General features: G+C 59.7%; 34 protein-coding genes. 6 read left to right on the top strand and 28 right to left on the bottom strand.

What is annotated here, in order from left to right; all coding sequences use genetic code 11:
- Positions 1 to 32: 32 nt before the first annotated feature.
- A complete protein-coding gene (gene fpr / locus BFQ00_RS20390) occupies positions 33 to 812 on the bottom strand; it encodes a ferredoxin-NADP reductase (RefSeq protein ID WP_003189055.1) in 780 nt (259 codons plus the stop codon).
- A 124-nt stretch (positions 813 to 936) separates the two neighbouring features.
- Between fpr and BFQ00_RS20385 the strand changes: the two genes are divergently transcribed.
- Positions 937 to 1,863: a LysR family transcriptional regulator gene (locus BFQ00_RS20385; protein ID WP_010212678.1), complete on the top strand. Its 927-nt coding sequence runs from the start codon at positions 937 to 939 to the stop codon at positions 1,861 to 1,863.
- A 3-nt stretch (positions 1,864 to 1,866) separates the two neighbouring features.
- On the opposite strand, the gene BFQ00_RS20380 is transcribed toward BFQ00_RS20385, so the two are convergent.
- The 3 genes from BFQ00_RS20380 to BFQ00_RS20370 form a co-directional block, all read right to left on the bottom strand.
- Positions 1,867 to 2,229, bottom strand: a complete 363-nt coding sequence (locus BFQ00_RS20380; RefSeq protein ID WP_003189051.1) for a diacylglycerol kinase — start codon at positions 2,227 to 2,229, stop codon at positions 1,867 to 1,869.
- Positions 2,230 to 2,304: 75 nt separating this feature from the next.
- Entirely contained in the window at positions 2,305 to 2,955 is a 651-nt protein-coding gene (gene erdR / locus BFQ00_RS20375; protein WP_065891931.1) for a response regulator transcription factor ErdR, read from the bottom strand.
- Positions 2,956 to 3,206: 251 nt separating this feature from the next.
- A complete protein-coding gene (locus BFQ00_RS20370; protein ID WP_065934542.1) occupies positions 3,207 to 3,926 on the bottom strand; it encodes a tRNA-uridine aminocarboxypropyltransferase in 720 nt (239 codons plus the stop codon).
- 178 nt (positions 3,927 to 4,104) lie between these two features.
- Here BFQ00_RS20370 and BFQ00_RS20365 point away from each other — a divergent pair, with 178 nt between their 5' ends.
- Together BFQ00_RS20365 and BFQ00_RS20360 are read left to right on the top strand one after the other, a co-directional pair.
- Complete coding sequence (locus BFQ00_RS20365; RefSeq protein WP_065934541.1) at positions 4,105 to 4,539, top strand: PA3611 family quorum-sensing-regulated virulence factor; 435 nt, start codon at positions 4,105 to 4,107, stop codon at positions 4,537 to 4,539.
- 295 nt (positions 4,540 to 4,834) lie between these two features.
- Positions 4,835 to 5,947, top strand: a complete 1,113-nt coding sequence (locus tag BFQ00_RS20360) for an LOG family protein (protein ID WP_065934540.1) — start codon at positions 4,835 to 4,837, stop codon at positions 5,945 to 5,947.
- Between the two features lie 58 nt (positions 5,948 to 6,005).
- Here BFQ00_RS20360 and recX read toward each other — a convergent pair whose 3' ends face one another.
- From recX to BFQ00_RS20250, 24 genes are all read right to left on the bottom strand, one after another.
- Positions 6,006 to 6,473 (bottom strand): recombination regulator RecX, encoded by a 468-nt coding sequence (gene recX / locus BFQ00_RS20355; RefSeq protein ID WP_065886030.1) that lies wholly within the window; start codon positions 6,471 to 6,473, stop codon positions 6,006 to 6,008.
- Positions 6,474 to 6,481: 8 nt separating this feature from the next.
- Positions 6,482 to 7,540, bottom strand: a complete 1,059-nt coding sequence (gene recA / locus BFQ00_RS20350; protein WP_005785454.1) for a recombinase RecA — start codon at positions 7,538 to 7,540, stop codon at positions 6,482 to 6,484.
- Positions 7,541 to 7,623: 83 nt separating this feature from the next.
- Entirely contained in the window at positions 7,624 to 8,124 is a 501-nt protein-coding gene (locus BFQ00_RS20345) for a CinA family protein (protein WP_065886029.1), read from the bottom strand.
- An 81-nt stretch (positions 8,125 to 8,205) separates the two neighbouring features.
- The gene (locus BFQ00_RS20340) at positions 8,206 to 8,706 is read right to left on the bottom strand and encodes a lysis system i-spanin subunit Rz (protein ID WP_065934539.1); all 501 of its coding nucleotides are present in this window, start codon (positions 8,704 to 8,706) and stop codon (positions 8,206 to 8,208) included.
- A complete protein-coding gene (locus tag BFQ00_RS20335) occupies positions 8,694 to 9,251 on the bottom strand; it encodes a glycoside hydrolase family 19 protein (protein ID WP_065934538.1) in 558 nt (185 codons plus the stop codon). Before BFQ00_RS20335 ends, BFQ00_RS20340 begins: the two co-directional genes overlap by 13 nt.
- Before the next feature lie 22 nt (positions 9,252 to 9,273).
- On the bottom strand, positions 9,274 to 10,275 hold the full coding sequence (locus BFQ00_RS20330; protein WP_065934537.1) for a contractile injection system protein, VgrG/Pvc8 family: 1,002 nt from the start codon (positions 10,273 to 10,275) through the stop codon (positions 9,274 to 9,276).
- Positions 10,276 to 10,284: 9 nt separating this feature from the next.
- Positions 10,285 to 10,497, bottom strand: coding sequence for a tail protein X (locus BFQ00_RS20325; protein WP_065886025.1), 213 nt, complete (start codon positions 10,495 to 10,497; stop codon positions 10,285 to 10,287).
- The gene (locus BFQ00_RS20320; RefSeq protein WP_065886024.1) at positions 10,490 to 10,873 is read right to left on the bottom strand and encodes a phage tail protein; all 384 of its coding nucleotides are present in this window, start codon (positions 10,871 to 10,873) and stop codon (positions 10,490 to 10,492) included. Before BFQ00_RS20320 ends, BFQ00_RS20325 begins: the two co-directional genes overlap by 8 nt.
- Complete coding sequence (locus BFQ00_RS20315) at positions 10,873 to 13,095, bottom strand: phage tail tape measure protein (protein WP_065934536.1); 2,223 nt, start codon at positions 13,093 to 13,095, stop codon at positions 10,873 to 10,875. The genes BFQ00_RS20320 and BFQ00_RS20315 overlap by 1 nt, the downstream gene beginning before the upstream one ends.
- A gap of 6 nt (positions 13,096 to 13,101) precedes the next feature.
- Positions 13,102 to 13,227 (bottom strand): hypothetical protein, encoded by a 126-nt coding sequence (locus tag BFQ00_RS30130; RefSeq protein WP_256537039.1) that lies wholly within the window; start codon positions 13,225 to 13,227, stop codon positions 13,102 to 13,104.
- On the bottom strand, positions 13,224 to 13,805 hold the full coding sequence (locus BFQ00_RS20310) for a phage tail assembly protein (protein ID WP_065934535.1): 582 nt from the start codon (positions 13,803 to 13,805) through the stop codon (positions 13,224 to 13,226). Before BFQ00_RS20310 ends, BFQ00_RS30130 begins: the two co-directional genes overlap by 4 nt.
- A 50-nt stretch (positions 13,806 to 13,855) precedes the next feature.
- Positions 13,856 to 14,362, bottom strand: a complete 507-nt coding sequence (locus BFQ00_RS20305) for a phage major tail tube protein (RefSeq protein ID WP_065886021.1) — start codon at positions 14,360 to 14,362, stop codon at positions 13,856 to 13,858.
- The gene (locus BFQ00_RS20300) at positions 14,362 to 15,528 is read right to left on the bottom strand and encodes a phage tail protein (protein WP_065934534.1); all 1,167 of its coding nucleotides are present in this window, start codon (positions 15,526 to 15,528) and stop codon (positions 14,362 to 14,364) included. The genes BFQ00_RS20305 and BFQ00_RS20300 overlap by 1 nt, the downstream gene beginning before the upstream one ends.
- 2 nt (positions 15,529 to 15,530) lie before the next feature.
- Entirely contained in the window at positions 15,531 to 15,704 is a 174-nt protein-coding gene (locus BFQ00_RS29690; RefSeq protein ID WP_003189022.1) for a hypothetical protein, read from the bottom strand.
- Between the two features lie 86 nt (positions 15,705 to 15,790).
- Positions 15,791 to 16,027, bottom strand: a complete 237-nt coding sequence (locus BFQ00_RS20295; protein ID WP_065891921.1) for a tail fiber assembly protein — start codon at positions 16,025 to 16,027, stop codon at positions 15,791 to 15,793.
- A gap of 12 nt (positions 16,028 to 16,039) precedes the next feature.
- Positions 16,040 to 16,792 (bottom strand): hypothetical protein, encoded by a 753-nt coding sequence (locus tag BFQ00_RS20290; RefSeq protein ID WP_065886019.1) that lies wholly within the window; start codon positions 16,790 to 16,792, stop codon positions 16,040 to 16,042.
- A gap of 80 nt (positions 16,793 to 16,872) precedes the next feature.
- Positions 16,873 to 17,415: a phage tail protein gene (locus tag BFQ00_RS20285; RefSeq protein WP_065934533.1), complete on the bottom strand. Its 543-nt coding sequence runs from the start codon at positions 17,413 to 17,415 to the stop codon at positions 16,873 to 16,875.
- Positions 17,412 to 18,050, bottom strand: coding sequence for a phage tail protein I (locus BFQ00_RS20280; RefSeq protein ID WP_065934532.1), 639 nt, complete (start codon positions 18,048 to 18,050; stop codon positions 17,412 to 17,414). The genes BFQ00_RS20285 and BFQ00_RS20280 overlap by 4 nt, the downstream gene beginning before the upstream one ends.
- A complete protein-coding gene (locus BFQ00_RS20275; RefSeq protein ID WP_065934531.1) occupies positions 18,047 to 19,042 on the bottom strand; it encodes a baseplate J/gp47 family protein in 996 nt (331 codons plus the stop codon). The genes BFQ00_RS20280 and BFQ00_RS20275 overlap by 4 nt, the downstream gene beginning before the upstream one ends.
- Positions 19,039 to 19,371 carry a phage baseplate protein gene (locus BFQ00_RS20270; protein ID WP_065934530.1) on the bottom strand — a complete coding sequence of 111 codons (333 nt, stop codon included), beginning with the start codon at positions 19,369 to 19,371 and terminating at the stop codon, positions 19,039 to 19,041. The genes BFQ00_RS20275 and BFQ00_RS20270 overlap by 4 nt, the downstream gene beginning before the upstream one ends.
- A 12-nt stretch (positions 19,372 to 19,383) precedes the next feature.
- The gene (locus tag BFQ00_RS20265; protein ID WP_065886014.1) at positions 19,384 to 19,992 is read right to left on the bottom strand and encodes a phage baseplate assembly protein V; all 609 of its coding nucleotides are present in this window, start codon (positions 19,990 to 19,992) and stop codon (positions 19,384 to 19,386) included.
- Positions 19,993 to 19,995: 3 nt separating this feature from the next.
- Positions 19,996 to 20,511 (bottom strand): hypothetical protein, encoded by a 516-nt coding sequence (locus BFQ00_RS20260; protein ID WP_065934529.1) that lies wholly within the window; start codon positions 20,509 to 20,511, stop codon positions 19,996 to 19,998.
- Positions 20,512 to 20,530: 19 nt separating this feature from the next.
- A complete protein-coding gene (locus BFQ00_RS20255; protein ID WP_065886012.1) occupies positions 20,531 to 20,869 on the bottom strand; it encodes a phage holin family protein in 339 nt (112 codons plus the stop codon).
- A 591-nt stretch (positions 20,870 to 21,460) separates the two neighbouring features.
- Positions 21,461 to 22,204, bottom strand: a complete 744-nt coding sequence (locus tag BFQ00_RS20250; protein WP_170827578.1) for a LexA family transcriptional regulator — start codon at positions 22,202 to 22,204, stop codon at positions 21,461 to 21,463.
- 255 nt (positions 22,205 to 22,459) lie between these two features.
- On the opposite strand from BFQ00_RS20250, the gene BFQ00_RS20245 reads away from it, so the two are divergent.
- The 3 genes from BFQ00_RS20245 to BFQ00_RS20235 all read left to right on the top strand — a co-directional run bounded on the left by BFQ00_RS20245 (position 22,460) and on the right by BFQ00_RS20235 (position 24,110).
- Positions 22,460 to 22,948 (top strand): Panacea domain-containing protein, encoded by a 489-nt coding sequence (locus tag BFQ00_RS20245; RefSeq protein ID WP_065886011.1) that lies wholly within the window; start codon positions 22,460 to 22,462, stop codon positions 22,946 to 22,948.
- Complete coding sequence (locus BFQ00_RS20240; protein ID WP_065886010.1) at positions 22,941 to 23,312, top strand: hypothetical protein; 372 nt, start codon at positions 22,941 to 22,943, stop codon at positions 23,310 to 23,312. Before BFQ00_RS20245 ends, BFQ00_RS20240 begins: the two co-directional genes overlap by 8 nt.
- Before the next feature lie 516 nt (positions 23,313 to 23,828).
- A complete protein-coding gene (locus BFQ00_RS20235; protein ID WP_065934528.1) occupies positions 23,829 to 24,110 on the top strand; it encodes a DUF3077 domain-containing protein in 282 nt (93 codons plus the stop codon).
- Positions 24,111 to 24,156 lie beyond the last annotated feature (46 nt).

Here is a 24,156-nt window from a genome sequence, read left to right as displayed (position 1 = left end):
GCAAGCCCCCTCCCACATTTTTTTGATCGCGTTTATTTTTCGACGAACGCACGCTCAATCAGGTAATCACCCGGCTCACGCATGCGTGGCGAAACCTTCAGGCCGAAGCTGTTCAGCACTTCGCTGGTTTCGTCCAACATGCTCGGGCTGCCGCACAGCATGGCGCGGTCGTCCTCGGGGTTGATCGGTGGCAGGCCGATGTCGCTGAACAGCTTGCCGCTGCGCATCAGGTCGGTCAGGCGACCTTCGTTTTCGAACGGCTCGCGGGTCACGGTCGGGTAGTAGATCAACTTGTCACGCAACGCCTCGCCGAAGAATTCATTCTGCGGCAGGTGCTCGGTGATGAACTCGCGGTAGGCGACTTCGTTGACGTAACGCACGCCGTGGCACAGGATCACTTTTTCGAAGCGCTCGTAGGTCTCCGGGTCCTGGATCACGCTCATGAATGGCGCCAGCCCCGTACCGGTGCTGAGCAGGTACAAGTGCTTGCCCGGCTTCAAATCGTCAAGCACCAGGGTGCCTGTCGGTTTTTTGCTGATGATGATCTCGTCGCCTTCCTTCAAGTGCTGCAACTGGGAAGTCAGCGGGCCATCCGGCACCTTGATGCTGAAGAACTCCAGATGCTCTTCCCAGTTCGGGCTGGCAATGGAGTAGGCGCGCATGAGCGGGCGGCCATTGGGCTGTTGCAGGCCGATCATCACGAACTGACCGTTCTCGAAGCGCAAGCCCGGATCGCGGGTGCACTTGAAGCTGAACAGAGTGTCGTTCCAGTGATGAACACTGAGGACACGCTCGTGGTTCATGTTGCTCATGTACGGGGGACTCCTGGAAATGGGTCTGCGCCAAATGTGAAGTGCGCAATTGCACAGCATTCTAATGGCGGCGACAATATCTGTTAACTGGATTATTAAGATAAGGGTTATCGGTTATATCGATATGCGATTTACTCTCCGTCAACTGCAAGTCTTCGTCGCCGTCGCCCAGCAGGAAAGCGTGTCACGCGCTGCTGGCCTGCTGGCCTTATCTCAATCCGCCGCCAGCACCTCGATCACCGAGCTGGAGCGTCAATCCAGCTGCCAATTATTCGACCGCGCCGGCAAACGCCTGAGCCTCAACGCCCTCGGTCATCAACTGTTGCCGCAGGCGGTGGCGTTGCTGGACCAGGCCAAGGAGATCGAAGACCTGCTCAATGGCAAGTCCGGCTTCGGCTCACTGGCGGTGGGCGCCACCCTGACGATCGGCAATTACCTGGCGACCCTGTTGATCGGCAGCTTCATGCAGCAGCATCCCGAGAGCCAGGTGAAACTGCATGTGCAAAACACTGCCCATATCGTGCATCAGGTGGCGCATTACGAAATTGACCTGGGTCTAATCGAAGGCGACTGCAGCCACCCGGACATCGAGGTGCAAACCTGGGTGGAGGATGAGCTGGTGGTGTTTTGCGCACCCCAGCATCATTTGGCCAAACGTGGCGTGGCAAGCATGGATGAGCTGACCCATGAAGCGTGGATCCTGCGCGAACAAGGCTCGGGCACGCGCCTGACGTTTGATCAGGCCATGCGCCATCATCGCAGCGCATTGAATATCCGCCTGGAGCTGGAGCACACCGAGGCGATCAAACGGGCAGTGGAATCAGGTCTGGGGATTGGCTGCATTTCGCGGCTGGCACTGCGCGATGCGTTCCGGCGTGGCAGCCTGGTGCCGGTAGAAACCCCGGATTTGGACCTGGCCCGGCAGTTCTACTTCATCTGGCATAAGCAGAAATACCAGACCTCGGCGATGCGCGAGTTCCTGGAGCTGTGCCGCGCGTTTACCGCCGGGGTTCAGCGCAGCGACGAAATCGTACTGCCGAGCATCGCCTGATCGTCAGATCAGAATCACCGCCCACACCAGCGTGATCATGGTCAAGGCGACGAATTGCGCGGCGCTGCCCATGTCCTTGGCGTTCTTCGACAAGGGGTGGCGGTCCAGGGAAATGCGGTCGATGGCCGCCTCCACTGCTGAATTGAGCAATTCGACGATCAGGGCCAACAGGCACACGGCAATCAGCAATGCGCGTTCGACGCGGCTGACCTGCAGGAAAAAACTCAACGGAATCAGGATGACGTTCAGCAGCACCAACTGACGGAACGCCGCCTCGCCGGTGAAAGCCGCGCGCAGGCCATCCAGGGAGTAGCCCCCTGCGTTGAAGATACGTTTGATACCGGTTTGACCCTTGAAAGGCGACATAGATGTAGGCAACTGAACCAAAGGAGTGGGGAAACTAGAGCACGCAAAGTCAAAAAAGCGTGAATCGGTGACAGCTTAATGCTGCGAAATTGACTCAAGTTGTTGCAGGAGTAACGCCGCCTGGGTGCGCGTACGTACGCCCAACTTGCGGAAAATAGCGGTGACATGGGCCTTGATCGTCGCTTCCGACACGCTCAGCTCGTAGGCAATCTGCTTGTTCAACAGGCCTTCGCAGACCATGGTCAACACGCGAAACTGCTGAGGCGTCAAGCTGGCCAGGCCATCACGGGCCGCCTTGGCTTCCTCGGACACGTTGATTTCTTCAAAAGCTTGCGGTGGCCAGGACACATCACCGTCCAATACCGTGCGCACAGCCTTCTGGATATCTTCCATCGCGCTGGACTTGGGAATGAAGCCGCTGGCGCCGAACTCCTTGGAGCGCACCACCACATCGGCCTCTTCCTGCGCCGAGACCATCACCACCGGTATCTGCGGATATTGCCCGCGCAGCAGCACCAGCCCCGAAAAACCGTAGGCGCCGGGCATGTTCAGGTCGAGCAGCACCAGGTCCCAGTCGGATTTTTCGGTCAAGCGGGCTTCCAACTCGGCAATGCTGGCGACTTCGACCAGTCGCACATCAGGGCCAAGGCCCAGGGTGACGGCCTGATGCAGCGCACTGCGAAACAGCGGGTGGTCATCGGCTATCAGGATGTCGTATGTGGCCATTGATTAAATGATCCTGTTTTTACGGGAGCCCTGATGGGTTCAGAGTTCGCCAGTACACAAGGCAACGACCAGGCGGCCATCGCCACGGGGCACGCTCAACGTCAAAAACACGCAAAACAACGTCGAAAAACCAAGGTAGCGCCCCAATCGGCGCCCAGCATGCCCAGCGTAGCCTGGGGGGTCAAGCACTACGCCCATGGGGATTTTAGCGGGTTGCGTGATTAAGGTGCCATCATGCGAACGTCGACGGGTCATACCGCCGGGATATAGGGCGCCAAACGTGTGTGGACACTGTCCGTCTCATCCACAGGCAACTGAAACTTGGCGGCCAGGTAGTGCGTGCTGAAAACATCGAGGTAAGCGTCCAGCACTTCGCTGGCGGCCTGATCACCGGCCAACTCCAGGCACAGCGCGGCCACCTCGGCGGTGCAGAAATGATCATCACGCTTGGAACGGCGCAACTTGTAACGTGACAACTGCTCCGGCGCCAGGCTCAGCACCGGCAAATGCTCCAGGTACGGGCTCTTGCGAAACATCTTGCGCGCTTCGCTCCAGGTGCCGTCCAGCAGGATGAACAGCGGGCGCTTGCCCTCCTCTGCATCCACCACGCTGACCACCCGTTCAGGCGCCACGAATTCCCCGGGAAACACGATGTACGGCTGCCACTGCGGGTCGGCGAGCAGGGTGAGCAGAGCCGGGTCGACCTCGGTCCGCGACCAGGCAAACGCGCTGGTGTCGTCAATGACATCGGCGATCAGCCAGCCGGTGTTGCTGGGTTTCATCGGTTCGACGTCGTGCATCAACAGGCACATCGCCGATTTGGCTTGAACCGTTGGTCGCCACGCGCACAGGCAGTATTCGGGAATCACTCGGCAGCCGGTGCACCGCTCGGCGCGCGATCCCCGATTCAGGAACGGCCTGACGGCTCGGGCCAGACGCCGGGTGCGCAAGCGGGAGACAGCGTGGCTCATTGGATACGCCACAGAAACGGGTCAATCGACACGGGATAACTCGAAAGCAATTGGAGTGGGCGCAGTTTACCAGCGATACGCCTGGCTGTAGTGGCCGGCGCTCACCTATAATTGCGCGCCACTGAACGCACAGCGCAGTGGCTGGTCTATGCACCAGTAACCGAATCAGGAGAATTTGATGCTGCGTTCCATGCTGCGCCTCGTTGCCCCATCCGTCGCTATTGCGCTGGCCTTGCCCATGGGCGCCCACGCGGCCTCGCTGCTGGAGGCTCAAATGAACCGCAAGCTGCAAAGCGTCGCGACCGAAAGCAACAAGGACCTGCCCCGGGAAATCGATGAGAAAACCCTGGAAGTGGCCTACACCGTTGAAGGTATGCAACTGATCGATCATCTCAGCGTGCAGCCTGACCGCGCCGAGCAGATGCGCGCCAATCCCAAGGCCGCGTATTTCCAATTGGGCCGCAGTGTCTGCACCAACCCAGGCTACCGCGAGCTGATGGCGAAGGGCGCGGTCATGCGCTACGAAATCACCGAGAACAAGACCAACCGTCCTGTCGCATCGGTCAAGTTCGCCGAAGCCGACTGCCCGGCTCCGTCCAAGAAGAAAAAGTAACCCTGCCTTGCACCTTGCGCGTTGCTGCCCGGTGACGCGCCACTCCCCTGCTCCAGCGCCCGCCTGCAGCTGAACGCCGTGATCAATCACCAATAAGCGGTTGCCAGCCAAGGGTTTTGCAGCCCATGATCAGCTCATCCCATGCGCCCGCCAGAGCAGTCTTCCCTGCTGTTCTGTAATACTTTCAGGGCAAAAGAGGCCTGCCCTCCTGCGGCAAGCAACGACACATGCAGTGTCGTGCCCCCCTGACGACACGCGTCGGCTGGCCAGGCCCTGTGAAGAAGGAGAAAGTTGAATGCCTTATGAATCGAATGCCTCCCTGCTCGATCTTTTTGAACAAAACGGTACCGACCTCACGCAGCAGGTTGACGCGCAACTCCAACTGGTCGCGCCAAACAGCCCGAACATTCCCCTTTATCGCGACATGATTCTCACGGTCCTGCGCATGGCCCAGGACGACCGTGACCGTTGGAATGCCAAGATCACCCTGCGTGCGATCCGTGAGCTGGACCACGCTTTCCGCGTGCTCGAACAATTCAAGGGACGACGCAAGGTGACGGTGTTCGGTTCCGCACGCACGCCGATAGAAAGTCCCCTGTATGCATTGGCTCGAGAGGTCGGCGCGGCATTGGCACGTTCCGACCTGATGGTCATCACCGGCGGCGGCGGCGGCATCATGGCGGCGGCGCATGAAGGCGCGGGCCTGGAGCACAGCCTGGGGTTCAACATCACCCTGCCGTTTGAACAGCATGCCAACCCGACCATCGATGGCACCGACAACCTGCTGTCCTTCCACTTTTTCTTCACCCGCAAACTGTTCTTCGTCAAGGAAGCCGACGCACTGATTCTGTGCCCGGGTGGTTTTGGCACCCTGGACGAAGCCCTGGAAGTGCTGACCCTGATCCAGACCGGTAAAAGCCCGCTGGTACCGGTAGTGCTGCTGGACGCTCCAGGCGGCGGTTTCTGGCAAGGCGCCCTGGACTTTATCCGCAGCCAGTTGGAGGCTAACCGCTACATCCTGCCGACCGACCTCAAGCTCATACGCCTGGTCTACAGCGCAGAAGACGCCGTGGACGAGATCAACCGGTTTTATGCCAACTTCCATTCAACCCGCTGGCTCAAGCGTGAATTCGTGGTGCGTATGAACCATCCCCTCAGTGATCAAGCCCTGGCCCATTTGCAGGATGAGTTTGCCAGCCTTCGACTGAGCGGAGAATTCCAGCAGCTTGCCTACACAGGCCAAGAGCATGACGACCCCAGGTTCAGTCATTTGACGCGGCTGGTCTTCAACTTCAATGGCCGAGACCAGGGGCGTTTGCGCGAGTTGGTCGACTACATCAACTTGCCGGAAAATTGGGTGCAGCCTCAGGGTGAGGTGCAACAGCGAGGGATGCCACAGCCTGCGTGATTTTTTGCAGGCGAAAAAAAAGGCCCACTATTTTCATAGTGGGCCTTTTGTTTTGCATTCAGTCGTCCATGTCCCGGCCGCTTAACAAGCGACTGATCATGTCCATCGAAAACCCGCGATAACTCAGGAAACGCCCCTGCTTCGCACGCTCCCTGGCGTCAATCGGCAGATGCCCAGCAAACTTGCGCCGCCAAGTCTCTTCCAACTGCGACTGCCAACTGATACCGCACTCGCGCAAAGCAAGGTCGATATCGGCACGTTGCAGGCCACGCTGGCTCAACTCTTCGCGAATCCGCGCTGGGCCATAACCGGACCGCGCGCGGTAGGACACAAAGCTTTCGAGGTATCGGGACTCCGACAACAGCCCCTCTTCCGTCAACCGGTCAAGGGCCGTTTCGATCATTTCAGGCTCTGCGCCGCGCTGACGCAATTTACGCGTCAGCTCGACTCGACCATGCTCGCGGCGAGCAAGCAAGTCCATTGCAGTGCGCCGAACGGCGACAAGTGTGTCCAGTACAACAGTCATCGTGTGCTTCAGATGTCAGTGTCGGCTTCTTCCATCTCGTCAACCGGCTCGCGGTTGGCGGCGGCCTTGACGTCCGGTGCTGGGGTGAGCAGCTTGTCGCGAATCTGCTTCTCAAGCGTGGCAGCGATATCCGGGTTGTCTGCCAGGAACTTGGCCGAGTTGGCCTTACCCTGACCGATCTTGCTGCCGTTGTAGGCATACCAGGCACCGGACTTCTCGACAAAACCGTGCAGCACGCCCAGGTCGATCATCTCGCCATTCAGGTAGATGCCTTTGCCATAAAGAATCTGGAACTCTGCCTGACGGAAAGGCGGGGCCACCTTGTTCTTCACGACTTTAACGCGGGTTTCGCTACCGACAACCTCGTCACCTTCCTTCACCGCGCCGGTACGACGGATATCCAGACGGACCGAAGCGTAGAACTTCAGCGCGTTACCACCGGTGGTGGTTTCCGGGCTGCCGAACATCACACCGATTTTCATACGGATCTGGTTGATGAAGATCACCAGGCAGTTGGCGTTCTTGATGTTGCCGGTGATTTTACGCAGCGCCTGGGACATCAGACGGGCTTGCAGGCCCACGTGCATGTCGCCCATTTCGCCTTCGATTTCTGCCTTCGGTACCAGCGCTGCCACGGAGTCGACCACGATCACGTCGATGGCGTTGGAACGCACCAGCATGTCGGTGATTTCGAGGGCTTGCTCACCGGTGTCCGGCTGCGAAACCAGCAGGTCGTCAACGTTGACGCCCAGTTTGCCGGCGTATTCAGGATCCAGGGCGTGCTCGGCGTCGACGAACGCGCACGTGGCGCCCATTTTCTGAGCCTGGGCAATCACCGACAGGGTCAGGGTGGTTTTACCGGAAGATTCAGGACCGTAGATCTCAACGATACGGCCTTTTGGCAGGCCGCCAATGCCGAGCGCGATATCCAGACCCAGAGAGCCAGTGGAAATAGCCGGGATCGCCTGACGGTCGTGATCGCCCATACGCATTACGGCACCCTTGCCGAATTGACGTTCGATCTGACCCAGGGCCGCAGCCAAGGCTTTCTTCTTGTTGTCGTCCATTAAAGTCCTCACGTAATCAATAAGGCCTGACGGCCAACACCTGTATAAGTAGACAGTATTGTTCCACAAAGATCGAAGATCGCCTACCCCTGATTGTCTATTTCTGCTGCAGCTCGTCGCAACAAGCCTTCGAGCGCGGCCTTTACCGTTTGTCGACGGACCTCGTCGCGGTTGCCGGGAAAGTGCGCACGCTCGGCCGTGACCTCATCGCCCACGCCAAACGCCAGCCATACCGTGCCCACCGGCTTGTCCGGCGAACCGCCGTCCGGGCCCGCCACGCCGCTGACCGCCACGGCAAAACGCGCCAGGCTTTTTTCCTGCGCCCCTCGCGCCATGGCTTCCACCACTTCCTGGCTGACGGCGCCGACCTTGGCAAACAGTTTTTCCGGCACATTCAGTTGCCGGGTCTTCTGCCGGTTGGAATAGGTGACATAGCCCGCCTCGAACCATGCCGAACTGCCCGGAATCCGCGTAATGGCTTCGGCAATACCGCCGCCGGTGCAGGACTCGGCGGTGGTGACATGGGCGTTGAGCACCTGCAAACGGCGCCCCAGTTCAGCAGCCAGTTGAGTGATTTCCTTCACGGTCGTCTCCAGGATTGGGCGGGGGTTCGCCTACCCTACAGCAGCCCATCGGCCATGCAAGTTGCAGAGTGCATCAAAAGACTAACGCGTGACGGCTCGCACATAGGCCTGACAGGCACCCAAGGCGATCAAGGCGTTATCGCCGTCGTCGGTGATGCGGATAATTCGTTGAGCATGCGCCGGGTCAAGTCGGGCTCGCGCGGCTGCATGAACCACGCCGCCGGGGGTGGCGGCGGCTGGCATTGGCGTGCAGCCGGCGGTATCGGTAGCGTCGAGAAGGACTGACAGCCGCACATCAGCAGTGGCCAGGCGGTCGCGCAGAGCAGCTTGGTGACGTTGGGCATCGCTCAACTCCTGAGTGTGTTGTTGGTCGCTGGTAGTGAGTTGGCGCACCAGGGCCTGGCGCTTTTGCTGTTCTGCCTGTTGCTGTTCAAACGCGGCCTGCTGTTGCTGGCTGAGCGCCAGCGCCTGCCCGGCCGCCTGCCGCTCCAGCTGCGCGCCATAGCGCCAGGCCTGTACCTGCCACACCAGTGCAAGCAGCAGGCAAACGCCGACCCAACGCAACGTGCCTAGCCAACGCATAGCACCGCCTTCGCCCTCTCCCACAACTGCACCCGCGCCTGCAGGCCATTAAGGCCGCCGTTGATACGCCGGGTAATGGTGGTGAATTGATCTTTATCCGCCAGCTCGTTGAGGCCGTTGCTGTACCAGAACCAGGCGGCGGACTCACACGCCCACTGCGGTTGTTCCAGCAATTGCGGTTGCTGCAACAGGCGCTCATCGCCAAACAGTGCCTGGCTGCATGCCAGGTAGTTGCGCCGCCCCGTGACCTGGATCAGGCCCCTGCCCCGGTATTTCTGGCCATCGCCATCCGCCTCGGGGGTATTGCCCAGGCGGGTGGCCAGGGTGCCGGTGTCGTACTTGCTGAGGTATTGATCGCTGCCCAGTTCGCGTACGTAGCGCAGTTCGGCGGATTCGTGACCGATTTGGGCGAGGAAGGCGGCAATGCGCCTGGCACTGTTGAGCTCGTACCGCACGAAGGCTGCATTTAACGGGGACAAAAAAATGCCCGCTCGAAGGCGGGCTCCCGGCATCACATCAAGAAGCTGGGTAAGGGTAATCTGCATGGGACCTACTCTGAAAAAATCTCTACACCGACAAACCACTGGCCTGGATCGTGCTTCGGTAGCCGCCGGTGCGTTTACCGCTGGCCGTCACCGTCTTGATCGACCAGCGTCCCTGCATGAAGCCCGGCCACGACTCGTCCAGCAGCAGCAACCCTTCAGCGGCCAGCGACGGGTTACCGGGGCACACCACATCGATCTGCAGTACTTCTCGGCTCACACGGCGCATCTCGCCCTGCGCCGCCGAGCGCGCTTCGTCCTCGCTTGGATAACGCTGCGTCACCACCTTGAACGGCGCGATCCCCAGCTCTACCACCTGCTTTTTGCCGCCCGCCGCATCCCACCAGGACGTCTGCACGCCTTTATATTTGGCGCGACTGGTTTCGGTAAGGGTGGCGCTGATGAAGGCGTGGTCGCCCGGGCGATTGTCACGGGTGACGGACAAGCGCACATCCGGCAGCGCCTTGCCCGACAAGGACTTGATCTGACCTTTGCGCCCGAGCACATAGAGCTCGTCCACAGGCTTGGCCACTGCATCGAAGCGTTTGGCCAGCCTGGTCAGAAATGCCATGTCACTCTCGTTGGTCTGGTCGATATGCGCGATTCGCTCGCCGTCGAGCTCAGGCGCCACACGCGGGGAAAACCCGTAGCGACTGGTCAATTGACGAAACAGTGCGCCCAGGGTTGTCGGCCCATGGCTGGCGGTGCGGCGCTGTTTGAACCCATGCTCATCGAACGGCGCCGCCGTGGCCACCAGCACCAGGCGCATCGGGAACAGCGACGGCTTACGCTGAGTGATCTTGAACATGCCCTTATCCACCAGGCCGGACTCCAGATAACCGACGCGCAAGCCGACTTTCCCGCCCAGATCGGGCAGGCCTTCAAGGCCCTCGATGTCGAGGGTCAACTTGAGTTGGTCGGACACAAATCCCGCCGCGTCAATATGCTCCCACTCCAATAGCCGCTCGTTGAACAAGGCGGCATTGGCGCCGTAAAGCTCCACCACCGGTGTGAATCCAAGTGCCATGATCGCTCCTTAATCCCAGGCTGAAACCGGCCGACTCGCGACAGGTTTTGCATCCAGTTCGGGCACCAGCACACTGACGCCGGCCGGCAATATTGCGCCCTTCTCCGCCAGCTCCGGATTCAAGCGCCACAGCGCCTCCTCCGCAGCATCATCACAGCGGCCGAGCTCTCGGTAGAGCAGCAGGTTTACCGAATCGCCCGCAATACTTCGGACTCTACGCATTGACGAACTCCTCCAATACCAGCGACCAGGCGATCGCCATGGCGGTGCCGTCGTCGATGACGCTGGTTTGTTTTTCGCTGATCGACTTGATGGTCCACAACCCCCAGTTGCGCCCCAGGCCGTCCACCAGAGGCAACGGCACGCGCAGGTCCTGCAGGGCCCGCAGTTCATCCAGACGTTGCATGCCATTGGCGCGCGCGGCCTTGCCGCCCACTGCCAATGTTTCGAGGCCCTGCCCCACCTGGCTGGATTTGGGTTTGCCGGCGATGATGTCCAGGCTGACCCACCCACCACTGCTGCCACGATCGAGGCTGTCGTAGGCGAACCCGCGCGACAGCCCGAAAATAAACGTGCCCAACACCATCTGTTGTCGCATCACACAGCTCCATCGGTCAGTGCTGCGCCACGTCGCGTCGCCAGCAGGTTGTCCATCGACAGCGGCGTAAATTGCGCTTCGATCTGTTGCACCACGAGTGTCGCCAATTGCTGATAGCTGGCTTGTTCCGGCGCGTTGATAGTGATTTGCGGGGCAAAATTGATTTGACGGTTATCGGCTTGGGGGTTGTTGAGGTTGTGGCTGACATCCGTGGGAGACGGCAAGCGATCCCCGGAACCCATTACTTTCTCGGCAAGCCATGCCCCCACGTCACTGCCGACAAACGTACCGACGGCGCCGCCCACCACGTTGCCGATCGCGCCACCGGCGACGCCGCCCATGACCCCGCCCAGCACCGTACCGGCACCCGGCACCACCGAACCGATCACCGCTCCGGCAAGCGTGCCGACCGCTCGGCCAATCGCCATGCCGGCGAACTCACCGGCAACGCCACCGGCGACGGCGCCGCCTATCGAACCCACGCTGGAGCCCAGCGCTTCACCCGGATTCCCCGTCAGCGCGCCCTGTGTGACATCAACTCCGGCCTGTGCCAGCACCAACCCCAACGAAGCCTGTCTGGCGACTTTGCCGGCCTTCTCCGTTCTGCTTGGGCGGTCAGGACCGGACGCCGAACCCGGCGTGGGTTTACCTGTAGGGGTGTCGTCACTCCGAGTGTGCTGCGGGCGGGCGGAAGGGTCAGCGGCAGGTCCTTCGCGGAGAATTTTCCCCGCGACCTTTTCAAACACCTTGTCCTTCACGGCATCGAACACGCCGGAAAGCACAGCCCCCAGTGCAGCCCCTGCCACCGTGACGGCGGCGGTGGTGTGAGGCAGCGCTTCAGCCAAGCCACTCACGCCGTTGACCAAACCGGTCATCGCTGTCAGCGAGGTATCCACGGCGGGCGCCAGGGCCACATCGGAGGCAGTTTGCAAGCGCGTGGTACTGGCCTCATAGGCCTGCCGTCGAGCCTGGGTGGAATCGGCGCGAATCGCTGCAACGCGCTGAACAGAGCCTTGATCGCCTAACGCCGAGGTGGCGTAGGTGGACGTTTCGGCCACCTGCGAAAAAGCGTGTTTAACGCTGTCAATAATCGGCACCAGGCTCAGAATCGACTGGTTACCGTCGAACAGTTGCGCCGCCAGCGCCGCCTGCTTTTCAGCCGGTTGCGACTTGAGTGCCTCCAGCACGGTAACCAGGGTCTGCGGGGCATCCTGTTTCATGCCACCGGCCAGCTCTTTGGGATCAAGCTTGAGCGCTGCCCAGGCACTGCGCTGCGCGGGAGAAGCGCTGTCGCCTTTGGCCAGGGCGAGACTGATTTTTTCCAGTCCGAGCTCCGCAGCACCTTTGCTGTTACCGGCACTCAACAACACCGCCGAAAGCGCCGCGGCCTGCTCGGGAAGCATGCCCGCAGTCGTTGCGGCGGCGCCGCGACGTTGCACGATCGCTGCAATGTCCGCTGACTCGGCCTTGAGCGAGACATCGTTGCCCAGCACATTTGTCGCGTCAGCCAAATCCACGGCTTGGGCGCGGTCAAGGTGCATAGACTCACGCCATCCGCCGATGAGTTCGCCGGCATGCTTCACATCGATTTTGAACGCCGTCGCCATGATCGCCGCGTCGCGGGCGAATTGCTGCAAGTCTGCCTGGCGCCCGGCCTGGTCGATATTGCCTGACGCGTCAACTCGCTCGCTGCCGATACCCGACTTGGCCGCAACGTACTCGACCTTCGCCAGGTCCACCGCGCTCGCGCCGCTGGCCGCCACCATGGGCTCGGTCGCCATGGCCAGGTTGGCTTCGCGCATTGACTTGCGCTCACGCCCGACGAAGTGCAGCAGTTGGTGCAGGTCGGTCATCGCGGCATCCAGTGCCTGCGATGGCGTACCCGCGGGGGCCGCCGTGCGGGTGCTCGTATCGCCCGTGCCCGCCGCCTCGATGGCGTCGGCTTGCCGGGCGTCCATCATCTTGAGCAATGAGGCGTTGAACAGCTCAAGCGTGCCCACAAGCCGCGCCTGGCTTTCGGCCAAATGGTTGATCTGCAGGCTGGCATCGGCCAATGCCAACACCAGGTTCGCGGCACCTCCCGGCACCGCCTCAGCCGGACTCGCCAGGGTTTGCGCGATGGGGTTGAGGCTGGCCTGTGCGCCGGCCATTTGGGGTGAGCGCTGAATCATCACGCCGTCCCTGGCGATGGCTGAATCAGCACCTTTATTACTGTCTGCCATCCCGCTCTACTCCTGTTTAACGCCAAGGCGATTGATCGCGATGTCGTAGCGGCGCATTGCCTTGCCGGCGTCCCAGTCGAGGATTTCCGCTTCGGTTACTGAGTAAACCAGCGGTACTACATCGAGGATCACTTCGATGTCGCGTTCCGAAAGAAGTCCGCCGGTTTGTTTAAAAAATCGTCGATGCGCCCCTGCAGTTCGGTCCAGTCGGGCACGGTCAAGCCGGCGAGATCGGGAATCATCAGGCCGGCGCAATGAGCGGTGATGAACTCGGCGCGTTCTTTGTTGGTGGGCAGTTTTTTCATCACTTTGGTGGCGCGCATGGCGGGCATTTCCAGTGTGACGTGGGTGAGCGTGCGACCGCTTGCCTGAAGGGGAAGCAGCAGCGCGACCTGCTCGCTGGTCAGCGATTGGCGCGGCACATCGGCCTGATCGAGAAAAAACGATGCAGGCTGGGTCGACATCTCGTGTACGTATTGCGCAATGCTGACGTAGTCCGGGCGCTTGAGTTGGTCGAGTTCTTTTTCCGACAGTCCGGTGGCGAGCTTGGCCAGTTCGAAAAACTGCTCATCCTCATCGTCGCCAGCGCGCGCCAGGGCTTCTTTCTGTGGCGCGTAGAACAAGGGTTTGAGTTGAATCTGCTCGATCACGGCACCGGTGTCGGCGGTGATCGGGGACAGCAGGACGTGTAGCGCAGGCATCCAGGCCATGGGGTGATTCCTTGATCAGGTATGGGGCGAGCGAACCCGCCCCCGGGGCCTTACGGCATCAGCACGGCGCGGCGGGCGTCGCCGAGAATGTCGACGCCGTTGAGCACGAACTTCTGGGTACGCACGTCGATGTCGATCACCGAAATGCCGTTTTCCAGACGGTTATAGGTACGGCAGGACAGTTCCAGGGTGGTGACGGGCTTGGCATTCATCGTCAGCGCGGTTTCGGTCAGCGACTTCAACTTGCCGCCCACGGTGTGGTAGGTGAAGTAGGTCTTGCCATCCTGATCCTGCCCGGCTTCGCGCACGTTCAACAGGATGTCATCGCCCCGCGTGACGCCAAGCGCCAGCAACACTTCTGCACCCACCCCTTGCAGTACCAGGGTTGCGCCCATCACCTTGGCGCTTTTGGCCACCTCCTCGGCGATGAAGCGCCCGCCGGTCATCGGGTCCATTTCGAACTCGATCTTCGGCGGCGTAAAGGAATCGACCGTGGCCGACAACGGCAGGCCTTGGAGGGTGGCCGCAATGGCCTGTCTGACTCGGTTGGTAAACATTAGAGAACGTCCTCCAGGAACTGCTCGATGATTTCATCGCGGGCGTTGAGTTGATAAACCATGTGTTCGTTCGGCGCGTAGCGGCCATAGTCGATGACGATGAACCAGGTGCCGTTCTTGTACTTCTCGACGCTGTTCAACTCCGGATGCAGGTAGACGCTGCCGCCAGGGATGGTTTCGTCGGCCACCAGGGTTTGCAGCCAGTCGTTGATGCGCTTGACCTCCTGATCCATGAAGGATTTGGTGAGGTTCCTGGCCATGGCCTTCTGGCCGGCCTTGACCAGCTTGCGGCTGATGGCGTCTTCCAGGCCGACATAGCTGATGAACTTGCCGGTGATGGAACGGTTGCCCAGCAGCGAGAAACCGCCGAGCACCGTGCGGGCGTAGTAGCTCACGCCATAACGGTTGAGCAGGTCGCCTTCGGTGGAGGTGTCGAGGATGTTGTACTCGACGACGCGGGAAACGTCTTCGGCGAAGGTCACCTGATTACCCGGGCTTTCCCACTGCTTGACTTTGGCCAGCACAGCGATGGCCAACGAGGACGGCGAGAGGAACACGTTCTTTTTCGCAGCCTTGGAATACACCGACGGCATGTTGTGCACCAGCAGGCAACGGTCGAAGCCCAGGTCTGCACCGCCCAGTTCGCCGCTGTAGGTCACTTGATCGGCGACCGAAGCGTCCTTGCCATCGAGTACCACACGGGCCTTGATGCGCTTGCCGAAGGAGGCGAACTCGCCGGCTACGGCCTTGGTGCCGGTGAAACCCGGGGCACCGATGATGGTCAGGTCTTCAGGCACGCTGCTCAGGGCAGCCAGGCCGAGTTTGCGACCGGTGACCGGGTCGTTGCCGCCGATCACATTGTTGAGCGTGTCGGCCGGGGTGGCGCCTTCTTCGACAATCACCACGTAGACCGGCACCTTGACCACTTTGAGGATCTGGTACACCGCCTGGAACAAGGTGCCCGACTCGGTACCGGTCGGGTCGAGCAGCGCCTGGGTGGTGAAGCTGTTGATACGAAACGGCGCGTTTTTCGGGATCGATGCGTGGGCGTTGGGGGCAGTGCCCACCAGGCCGATGACATTATCGCCCAGGCCACCCATGGCCTCGGGCGACTCGGTGGCATTGACGGTGATGCCGTTGTGCTCGAAGTTCAAAACCTCAGCCATGATTATTCAGCCTTCTTGGGGGTGGAGTTGAGGACGCTGGTCAGTTCCAGACGGCCGGCGGTGCGCAGGGCGGATGCTTCGACGTCCAGCAGTTCAAGCTCCTCGCCAGCGGTGGACCAATGGCCGTTACCGATGGGGAAAGGGATGAGGACGGTGTAGGTTTGGCGCGTGGGCATGGGTAGGATTCTCCGGGTGAGAAATGCCAAAGCCCCTGCGGGAGGGGCTTTGGGGAGGCGAAAAAAAACCGCTTTCGCGGTGGGGGTTACTTAAGGAACGTAGGTTTTTCAGGCCAGACTAAGGCCTCGGGATCTGCGCCCTGATCCGGGATATCACGTAACCCTTGACGGTAAGCCACAAATGCTGGGCGATCTTTGTCCGCAATTGGATAATCAGGCATAGCCGCGTAGTCACTGGATGACAGGTCAGCATCACGCGCGGCGCGAATCAGTTTCCATTTAATCAATGGGTGAATTTCAGGAAGTACAAATTCTGGTTTCATCAATATTTCTCCTTAACCCAGACCCAATAGGGTTCCCCATTCGGTGGGGCGAGTGACAACGCCTGTACAGGCACCGGCAAGCATCACTTCAACCGTCCCCGTTGCAGAACCGCGGACTGGGTGAACGTGCATGTAATTAGCGAAGAAGTTGTCAGGCATGTGAAGCACGGAGCACCAGCGCCATTTGCCCTTCGTATTACCAGTGGCCCACGCCCCCTCAATGGTGCCTTCATTGACCCGAACAAAAGCGCCCATCGTCATGCAGTTATTCAACGGCACAGGAGTCGTTCCGCTCAAGCGCCCCGTATCGATCGATGTGGGAAACGCCAGCCAAGTCATGGATTTGTTTTCGGACCACTTCATTTGCCAAACATTAACCTGATTTCGCCAGTAACCTGCCGCCCTTATATCAAACCCGGGAAACTGCTCGCGCACATCAGCCTCCACTTGGCGCATAAACTCAACGTCAGCGTCCGGCCGCCCAGCAGATTGAGCCTGCTGTGTAATAGTCCGTACTTTGGTGGCGGTGACTTCGCTATGCACATACCAGCCATCAATCAGTTTGCCAGTGGTATCGGGCTCCATATGAAAGTTTTTCGTCACGGCAAGACGAGGCAAGCGGCTATTCAAACTGGATAGCTGCTCATCATATTTCGCCCTTGCGTCCGTTAGCGCCTTATCAATTTCGCCAATCTTCCCTGTCACGACGTTGGTTAGCGCATTCGCTGCGCTAACCACGGCCGCCAGTTGCTGTTCAGTACTCAATGTTTGAACTCCTTGTAGTGCATTGAACGGTTGGCTGACTCTCTTCAATCAAGCCAAGTTTGAGGGTAATTAAACAACCACTAATCCACCTGGGTCTCCGCCTCCAGATTCATAACCCGAAGGAGTATGGCGATATCTCTGGACATACTGTCGATGCTGGCAGCCGACAACGAAGCCAACTCTTCAGTTAGCAGAATATTGAGACTCTCAGTCCCCACGACTACCGTCACGCTATCCGCCGGCAACGGCGAAATATCCAGCGTGAACCTCTGCAGTACCCGAGCCGCCGCCGCTTTATACGTCAGCAACTTCCCCGCCACGGAATACACCGCCAGCAAGGTCCCACTGGCGAGGTAAAAGCCGAACTCGCCAATTTCATACTCATCGTCGCCGTCAAACAGCGCGGCCATCCTGAGTTGGCGCTCGCCCAGGTCTTCGTAATCCACAATGGCGACCCGTTGGCGCTCATCGCGCAAGACCACTTCCGTGCCATCGGGGTTGTAGCGGCCGGTACCGGCGCCGATGTGGGTGATTTCGCCTTTGAGGCCCTGGTTCCTGGCCTGCAGCACTTCATCCAAACCCTTGGAAGTGAAGCGCACCAGGCGCGTGATTTCATCTGTCATGGCTGCGCCCTGAGGTCGTAGTCGTTAATGGTGTAGTGCCGGGCAACCCCGGCACTGTTTAGCCGAGCAACCAGCGCAAATTCCGGCAGCGCGCCATCTAAATAGAACTCCCCGTCGCTTAAAGGGGCGTCAAGCACTTGCGTAAACGCAAGCTGACCTTCGGTTTCATGCACGATCGTAATCGTGGCCTGATCCCGCTCGCTTTTGGCCGCGTTGACACGGCGGATCAGCCGGTTGTGGTCGCCACTGGACCAACTGCGCCCAATGATCGCCTGCACGTCAAAGGTGTACGGCATACCGGTTGGCCGCTGCTGATACCAGGCGCTGATGTTGGGAGTAAACCCCAGTGACTCCACCGCATGGCTCAAGGCCTTGGGTGTGCCGGCCTGGCGCTGGATCTGCCAGGACAAGGCCACGGTCAGGCGCTTTTCCGATTCGCTGGCTTGGGCATCCCATTCGCTGACACCTCGGTCGGCGGCCAGGTAAGGCAGAAATTCGCTGGGGGTTTGCAGCGGGTTCATCAACGCTGGAAACGGCGGTGCGACCCGGTCAAGCAGCTTGCCGAACCCTGCATCCAGCGCCTTTTCCAGCGGTGAACTGTTGGCCGGCAATAAACTCGCTTTGGGTTCACTCATAGCGTGCGCACCTCCACCTCGACACCCGTGCAATACGGGGCCTGGAACGCGCTGCTGACAATCGGCGCCAGCGGTTCCAGGATTTGCAGTTGCGCCGCCCCTGCACTGTGAATGGCGTAGTCGATCCAACTGGGGTCGACGCGCCCTTCCAGGCGATGGCAGGAATCAGCGTAAGTCTGCAGCAGTTGCTGCGCCGCCATTTGGGTCAAACCCGAGTCTGGCCCGGCGTTGATCCTGGCGATGACGCGAATCTTGTAGGGTTGAATCTGTGCGCCCTGGACGGTGACGAGATCGGTTTCCGGGCGTACATCAGACCGTGCGAAATGTCGGCGCACACCGTCAAGCAAATCCGTGGATGGGGTACCGTCACCGTCACGCGACAGCACGGTGACCATCACTTCGCCGGGCGCGATGCGTCGGCCGTTACCGTCTTTGACCTGGGCCGCATAGCCGTCCGGATCGAAGGTGTAGTTGACGGTCACCACGCCCGGCGATGCGCTCTGGACCTTGACCGCCGGCCGCTCGCCGAGGGTGAACACTTCGCGGCGGTACTGCATCCGCGAACCCGCCGCCGGGGCGTGGGGTGCCAGGTAATAGCGCAGGCGGGCATCGTCGTCGCTTTCCAGGATCGGCGGCACCGGCGGGAAAGCCGCAGGGTCACCGGGATCGAGTACCTGGCGTTCCAGGCCCATGTCCGCCAGCCGTGCATCCAGGTTACTGCCGGTGGCCCACCACGCCAGCATCTGCTTGATGCGTGCATTGTATTTGCGCTCATGGGTTTGCAGGCGCACGCAGAAAGCTTCCAGCGCCAGGGTCAGCAGTTCGCTTTCGTTGTCGAGGCTGACCTTGAGTTTGGCCGCGCTTTGCGGCGCACTCGCTGCAACGTAGTCGACCACGAACGCCTTGAACTCGGCCAACAAGGGCTCGAACTCGTCAACCGCGATAATCGCCGGCTCGGCCAGTTGGTTCTGGCCAGGGATCAGCATGCTCATGTCACGACCTCAAAGGTTTGTTGGCGGTTTTTCCAGGTGCCGGCAAAGCGCAACAGCAGGCCAGCGCCCTGGCGGGTGGCGACGATGACCTGGGGCTGAAAGTCGCCGATGCCGTTCTGGCCGTTGTAGAACGCCTGGGCGGCATGGCTCTGGGCGAGCAACAGCAGGTCGTCGCCCAGGTTCTGTCCGAGCAACTGCGGGATCAGCGAGCCATACAGCGGACGCTTCTGCCGTGTGCCAATGGGCGTGGTCAGCGCTCGGGTGGCGCGCTGGACGAATTGCAGCCAGTCATCGACGGCCTCCCCGGTGTTGCGATCGATGCCAATCATGGAGTGTCCTTGTCAGGGGCTGATGACCCGACCTTGGTGGTCTATCACCGGGCCGCTGAAGTGAGCACCGCCGGCATCCAGCAACAGTGCGGTGCCGCCGATTTGCAGGGTGATGCCCTGCGGGTTGAGGGTCAGGCTGGCGGCGCCGACCTTGAGGTCGACCTGTTCGCGAGAACCGGTGACCATCGTCGGCCCGTTGGCCCAGTTGAAGGTGTGGCTGGCGTCGTCGTAATCGCTTTGGGTACCGTCTTGATGGCGCCGTCGGGTCACCGAGGGAACCGTCGAGACTGGCGGAAAGAGACTACTGTTGAGGCCGAACAGAGCCACGGACTGCGCGCCCCCTTCCCCACCGCCGTAGTTGAGCAACAAACATTGCTCGCCTACGGACGGAATACGGGTTTCGGTTTGCGCACCGGCGCTGGGGTTGAAAAAGCGGATGGCCGGCGTGAGCAACTCACCGTGGCTGACCCGGCAGGTATTGCTGGCGGCGTCGACCTGTTGGCAAACGCCAATCCGGCAGAAGCTTTCAGCGCGGCGGTACAAGTCCTCCAGTTGGGCCTCCATCTCCGCCAGCCGCTCGACGATTGGCCCCAGTTGCATGCGTAGCAGCGCGTCGAACATGGGCTACTCCGCCAGTGGTCTGTATTGATCGGGGTCATCGATGTTCAAGACGTCCCAGGTACAGGCGAACAGCGCTTGGCCCGTAGGATCGTTGAGTAACTCGGGCCCGAGATAGAGGGTTTGAGTGAAGGAAACAGTCCAGGTGTCGTAGTCCGTCGCTACGGTGGAAACCCTAGAAGGAGCGGCGACCATATTCGTCGGTAAATCGCACTGGGACTGAGGCAGGTTCCAACGGTTGTCCAGCACCAGGTCCATCAGTTGGCTGGCCAGGTCACAGGCATCGAACGGCAAGGCGCCGGGGGCAACCATGGCTCTGAGCGAAATGGCCAGGACATGGGCCTTGCGTCCTTCGCGAGAGCGAATGCCCGGACCGTTGCCTTCAACCGTGATCATGACGCCGGTATTCTCCAGGTCACTCTGGAAGTCCCGGTGGCTGCCGACCTTGAGGTCCGGGTAGGCCGCATGCAGCGCCGCGCCGATAGCCTGGGGTAGTTGGGATGGCTTTTCGATAAGGGTCATTTGGGTAGCATCCTTGCGGTTACTGCGGGTCCTGACGAGACCCTTCATTGATCCCGATGCGCTTGGCTGCCCAGCGCTCATACAGGCCGATGGCCACGTCGGCGCCGGCCATGGCGGTCAGGCAGCCAATGGCGCCGGCAGTCCAGATCGACATACCGGCGGCATAACACAGCATCAGGGCCGAAACCCCGCAGACCATGCACGCGCCGGACCTGAGCGCCAGACGGCGGATCAACGACCAGCCGCGGGCGCCCTCCTTGTCGGCGCGCCACATCTCTCCGGAAACGCCGCCGACCAAGGCCAATATGATCACCAGCCAGATAGGCATTTCCGCTAACGCTTGTTGTTCGTTTGTCATGTCACGCCTCCTGGCTGAGCACTGAATAGTCCGTTTTTCAATTACACACACTTCGATAGGTAGGCATTCCAAAAAGCCCGGTAGCCCGGGCTTTTCAGTAATGATGTCCTCGGACTTTCGGCGCTACTGGCGCGGTACGGTCCTTTCCTGAATGTTTTTCCGACCACGATCCCTGTCTGCCGGATAACTGCTTCTGGTGCTTTACGCTGCACACCCGGGTCAGTTGCCAACCCTCTGAACCGTTAAGGCCGGTTCATCGCTGCCTGTTTTTGAAGCTGGGCGAAACTAAAGAGCGTCGGCATCCTTGCCGGTGTTGCCTGGCATCCCTGCCACCGCTTCGATGGCGTCCTTGCCGATGTTGCGTGCCTTCCTTGTCTTCCTTGGCAGCATCCTTGCCGCCTCCACCAGGCCTTGTTGGCTGGCTTGAGATGGATAATATGCATGTATGCATATGCAGTCAATGCATTGGTGCATTTATTTTCTCGAAAGATATGCATTTGAGCATTCAAAGCCTTATGTGCTCGGGCTTGGAGGTGTTCTGCAGGCGAAAAAAAACCCGCTCATGGGCGGGTTTCGTCTTACGCGATGAGGTCAGCGGGCGTACATGCCCCACCAGAAAACATGACCGAGGATGCTGATCTGCTCATCCTGAATATCCTGGAAGCTATAGTCTTCATCCGGATGCTCATCACGGTTGAAGCTGCGCAGGCGAATCCCGGAAGGCAGACGGTAGAGCTGTTTCACCCGGAGCTGGCCATTATGATTGATGGCATACAGGTCACCATCGACGATGTCGCCAATCCCGCTCTTGCCGGCATTGACCCCCACCGTCGCGCCATCGCGCAGCACCGGCAACATACTGTTGCCGCGCACCGTCACGCATTTGGCCTGATCGAACTGCACGCCGTTATGCCGAAGGCTGCGCTTTCCAAAGCGCAGGCTGGCTTTCTCACTTTCCTCGATGACGAATCTTCCTGATCCAGCAGCCAATTCAACCTCGCGCAGAAAGGGGATCGACACCTCGTCATCATTAACGGGCGTGTCGTCGTCCCACAGGCTTATGTCCTTGAGCTCCGAATGCATCGGGTCGCGCCCATCATCCCGCAAAGCACCCACCCCGGCGCGCCCGCGCAGGTGATCGGTGCTGACGCGAAAATACTCGGCGATGCGAGAGATGTGTTTGTCCGACGGGTCAACGATCTTGCCGCTGAGGATCCGGGACAGTGTGGATTGAGGCACACCGGTGCGTCGGTGAAGCTCCGTGGGGGAGATCCGATCGCGATCCAGCAGCTCTTTCAAGACGATAGAAACGTTGCGTTTTTGCATAACGCGGATATTGCCGTGAGTCTTGAAGGTTGGCAAATGCTAATTTGCATATTTATGCATTAAACACACAATCTTGTTTAGATTGAAACAAAATACTGTATATGCAAACAGTTAATTGCTTTCTATCATTCAGAACCGCTTGATATCGCCGCAGGGTAGCCTGATGCCACACCGAGCGGATGGACAGGCGCCCTTGCTTATCGACAATTCAGGGCCTATGTATAAGACTCTGGAACAACATGGCCAGCAACGACGGAGGTGCTCATGGCTTATTCAGCGCTAGCTGTCGCTAACGCCTTCATTGAACGCGCGAAGGAAGGCAAGCTTTCGGGCCTGACGCCCATGAAGCTGCAAAAACTGCTGTTCTACACGCAGTCCTGGCACCTGCGTGAACGGGATCAGCCGCTCATGGATGACCACTTCGCCCGCTGGCAATATGGCCCGGTCATCCCGTCGCTGTACCATGAGTTGAAATCCTACGGCAGCCGTCCGGTCACTTCGCTGCTCAGCAATTTGAAGCCGGACGACGAAGACATCATCTTCGTAACACCGAGGATTCCCGACAGTGACACCTATGCCCACCGCCTGATCGATCGGATCATCAGCAAATACGGCAAATGGTCAGGCACCCAACTGTCCAACCTTTCCCACGAGAACGGCACAGCCTGGGCGCTCAAGGGCGCCGACGGTTCCGCCATCGACTGGCAAGACATGGCAGCACTCATTCATCCCAAGAGTCGCATCCGTGAGTGAAGAACTCGACAGTCTGGAACTCACCCTGCCCCCCGAGGCAGGACCTGACCAGGACTCACAAGCCGGTGGCGAGCAAGCCATAGGCACCGATGATGAGAGAAACCAGAACCTCAAAGACCAGAAGGCCGAACGGCAACTGCGCAAGAAATATGCGGGGCGTGCGTTCTGGTTTGCAGCTTGTGGTGTGATCTTCTGGGCGGTGCTGCTGGTGTGGAATGGGTGGTCGACGTATTACTCGGGTAAGGCGCCGTTCTCGGATAACGTGTTGATTGCCATCACCACGGCGACTTCAATCAATTTGTTTGCGGCGTTTCTTGGGGTGATCAGAGGGTTGTTTCCGGCAAGTGGGCGTAGATCCAGATAGCCTGGTCATACTCACGCCCTGCATTCTCTCTATCCGGCATTGAGATGTGAGTGTGCAAAAGTCAGTTCACCATTTCAGGCACTGATCGGACTATTAGTTTTTTCTGCCTTATCCAACAGTGATGGGTTGCAAAAATAACACTGGCGGCGAGAGCTGATTCCGCCGCTAACCCGTGACGGCTGTCGCGCCTTTTCAGTTGAAAATAGGCGACGCATTGATTTCAAGTGACACAACTATCCCAGTTGCGCCCTCCCCACCACCACGCTACCCTCCTGCCCATCGCTGCCAATTCAGCGATCGGGCCTGAGAACCCGGCAAGATGCAGGCGCACCAAGCGCACCATAACCCGACATGCAGGCGTTTTTCGTCCATCATTTCGTGCAATGGCGGCTGTGCGTGGGAGACCTTCGGGTCTGCCGGGTTCCTGTATCTCCGGTTTCTCAGCCTGCGCACAGCTGCCACCCATTCGCCTGAGAACGAACGTGGTAGCTCTCACTTGATATGGGAGTTTTACCGATGACCGCTACAAATGCGTCTGCATTAACCACCCTCGGCGTCACCCCCTTCTCCTTTCACTCCGACCAGCCTCTATTCCGCGTCAACAGCGGTGTTTCCCTGCAGGAAGCCTTGCATCACGCCTCCGATCTTCTCCATGTCGCCAAGCTGCTCGCAGAAGATGCGGCGATGACCAAGGAGACGGACCGTTACGCATGGGCGTCGCATTACTTGCAGGAGATGGTCAAGGCGGTGATTGATGATGTGGTGAAGGTGTTGGATTCGCCCGGCAACATTCAGTAAGGGGCGATAAAAAGAAGGGGGCGGTGTATTTGAATGAATGCGCTGC

Source organism: Pseudomonas sp. 28 E 9, from assembly GCF_900004785.1.
GTDB classification, from domain to species: Bacteria; Pseudomonadota; Gammaproteobacteria; order Pseudomonadales; family Pseudomonadaceae; genus Aquipseudomonas; species Aquipseudomonas orientalis_A.
The sequence above is the reverse complement of the archived record's forward strand: the minus strand, read 5'-3'. Positions and strand labels throughout refer to the sequence as shown.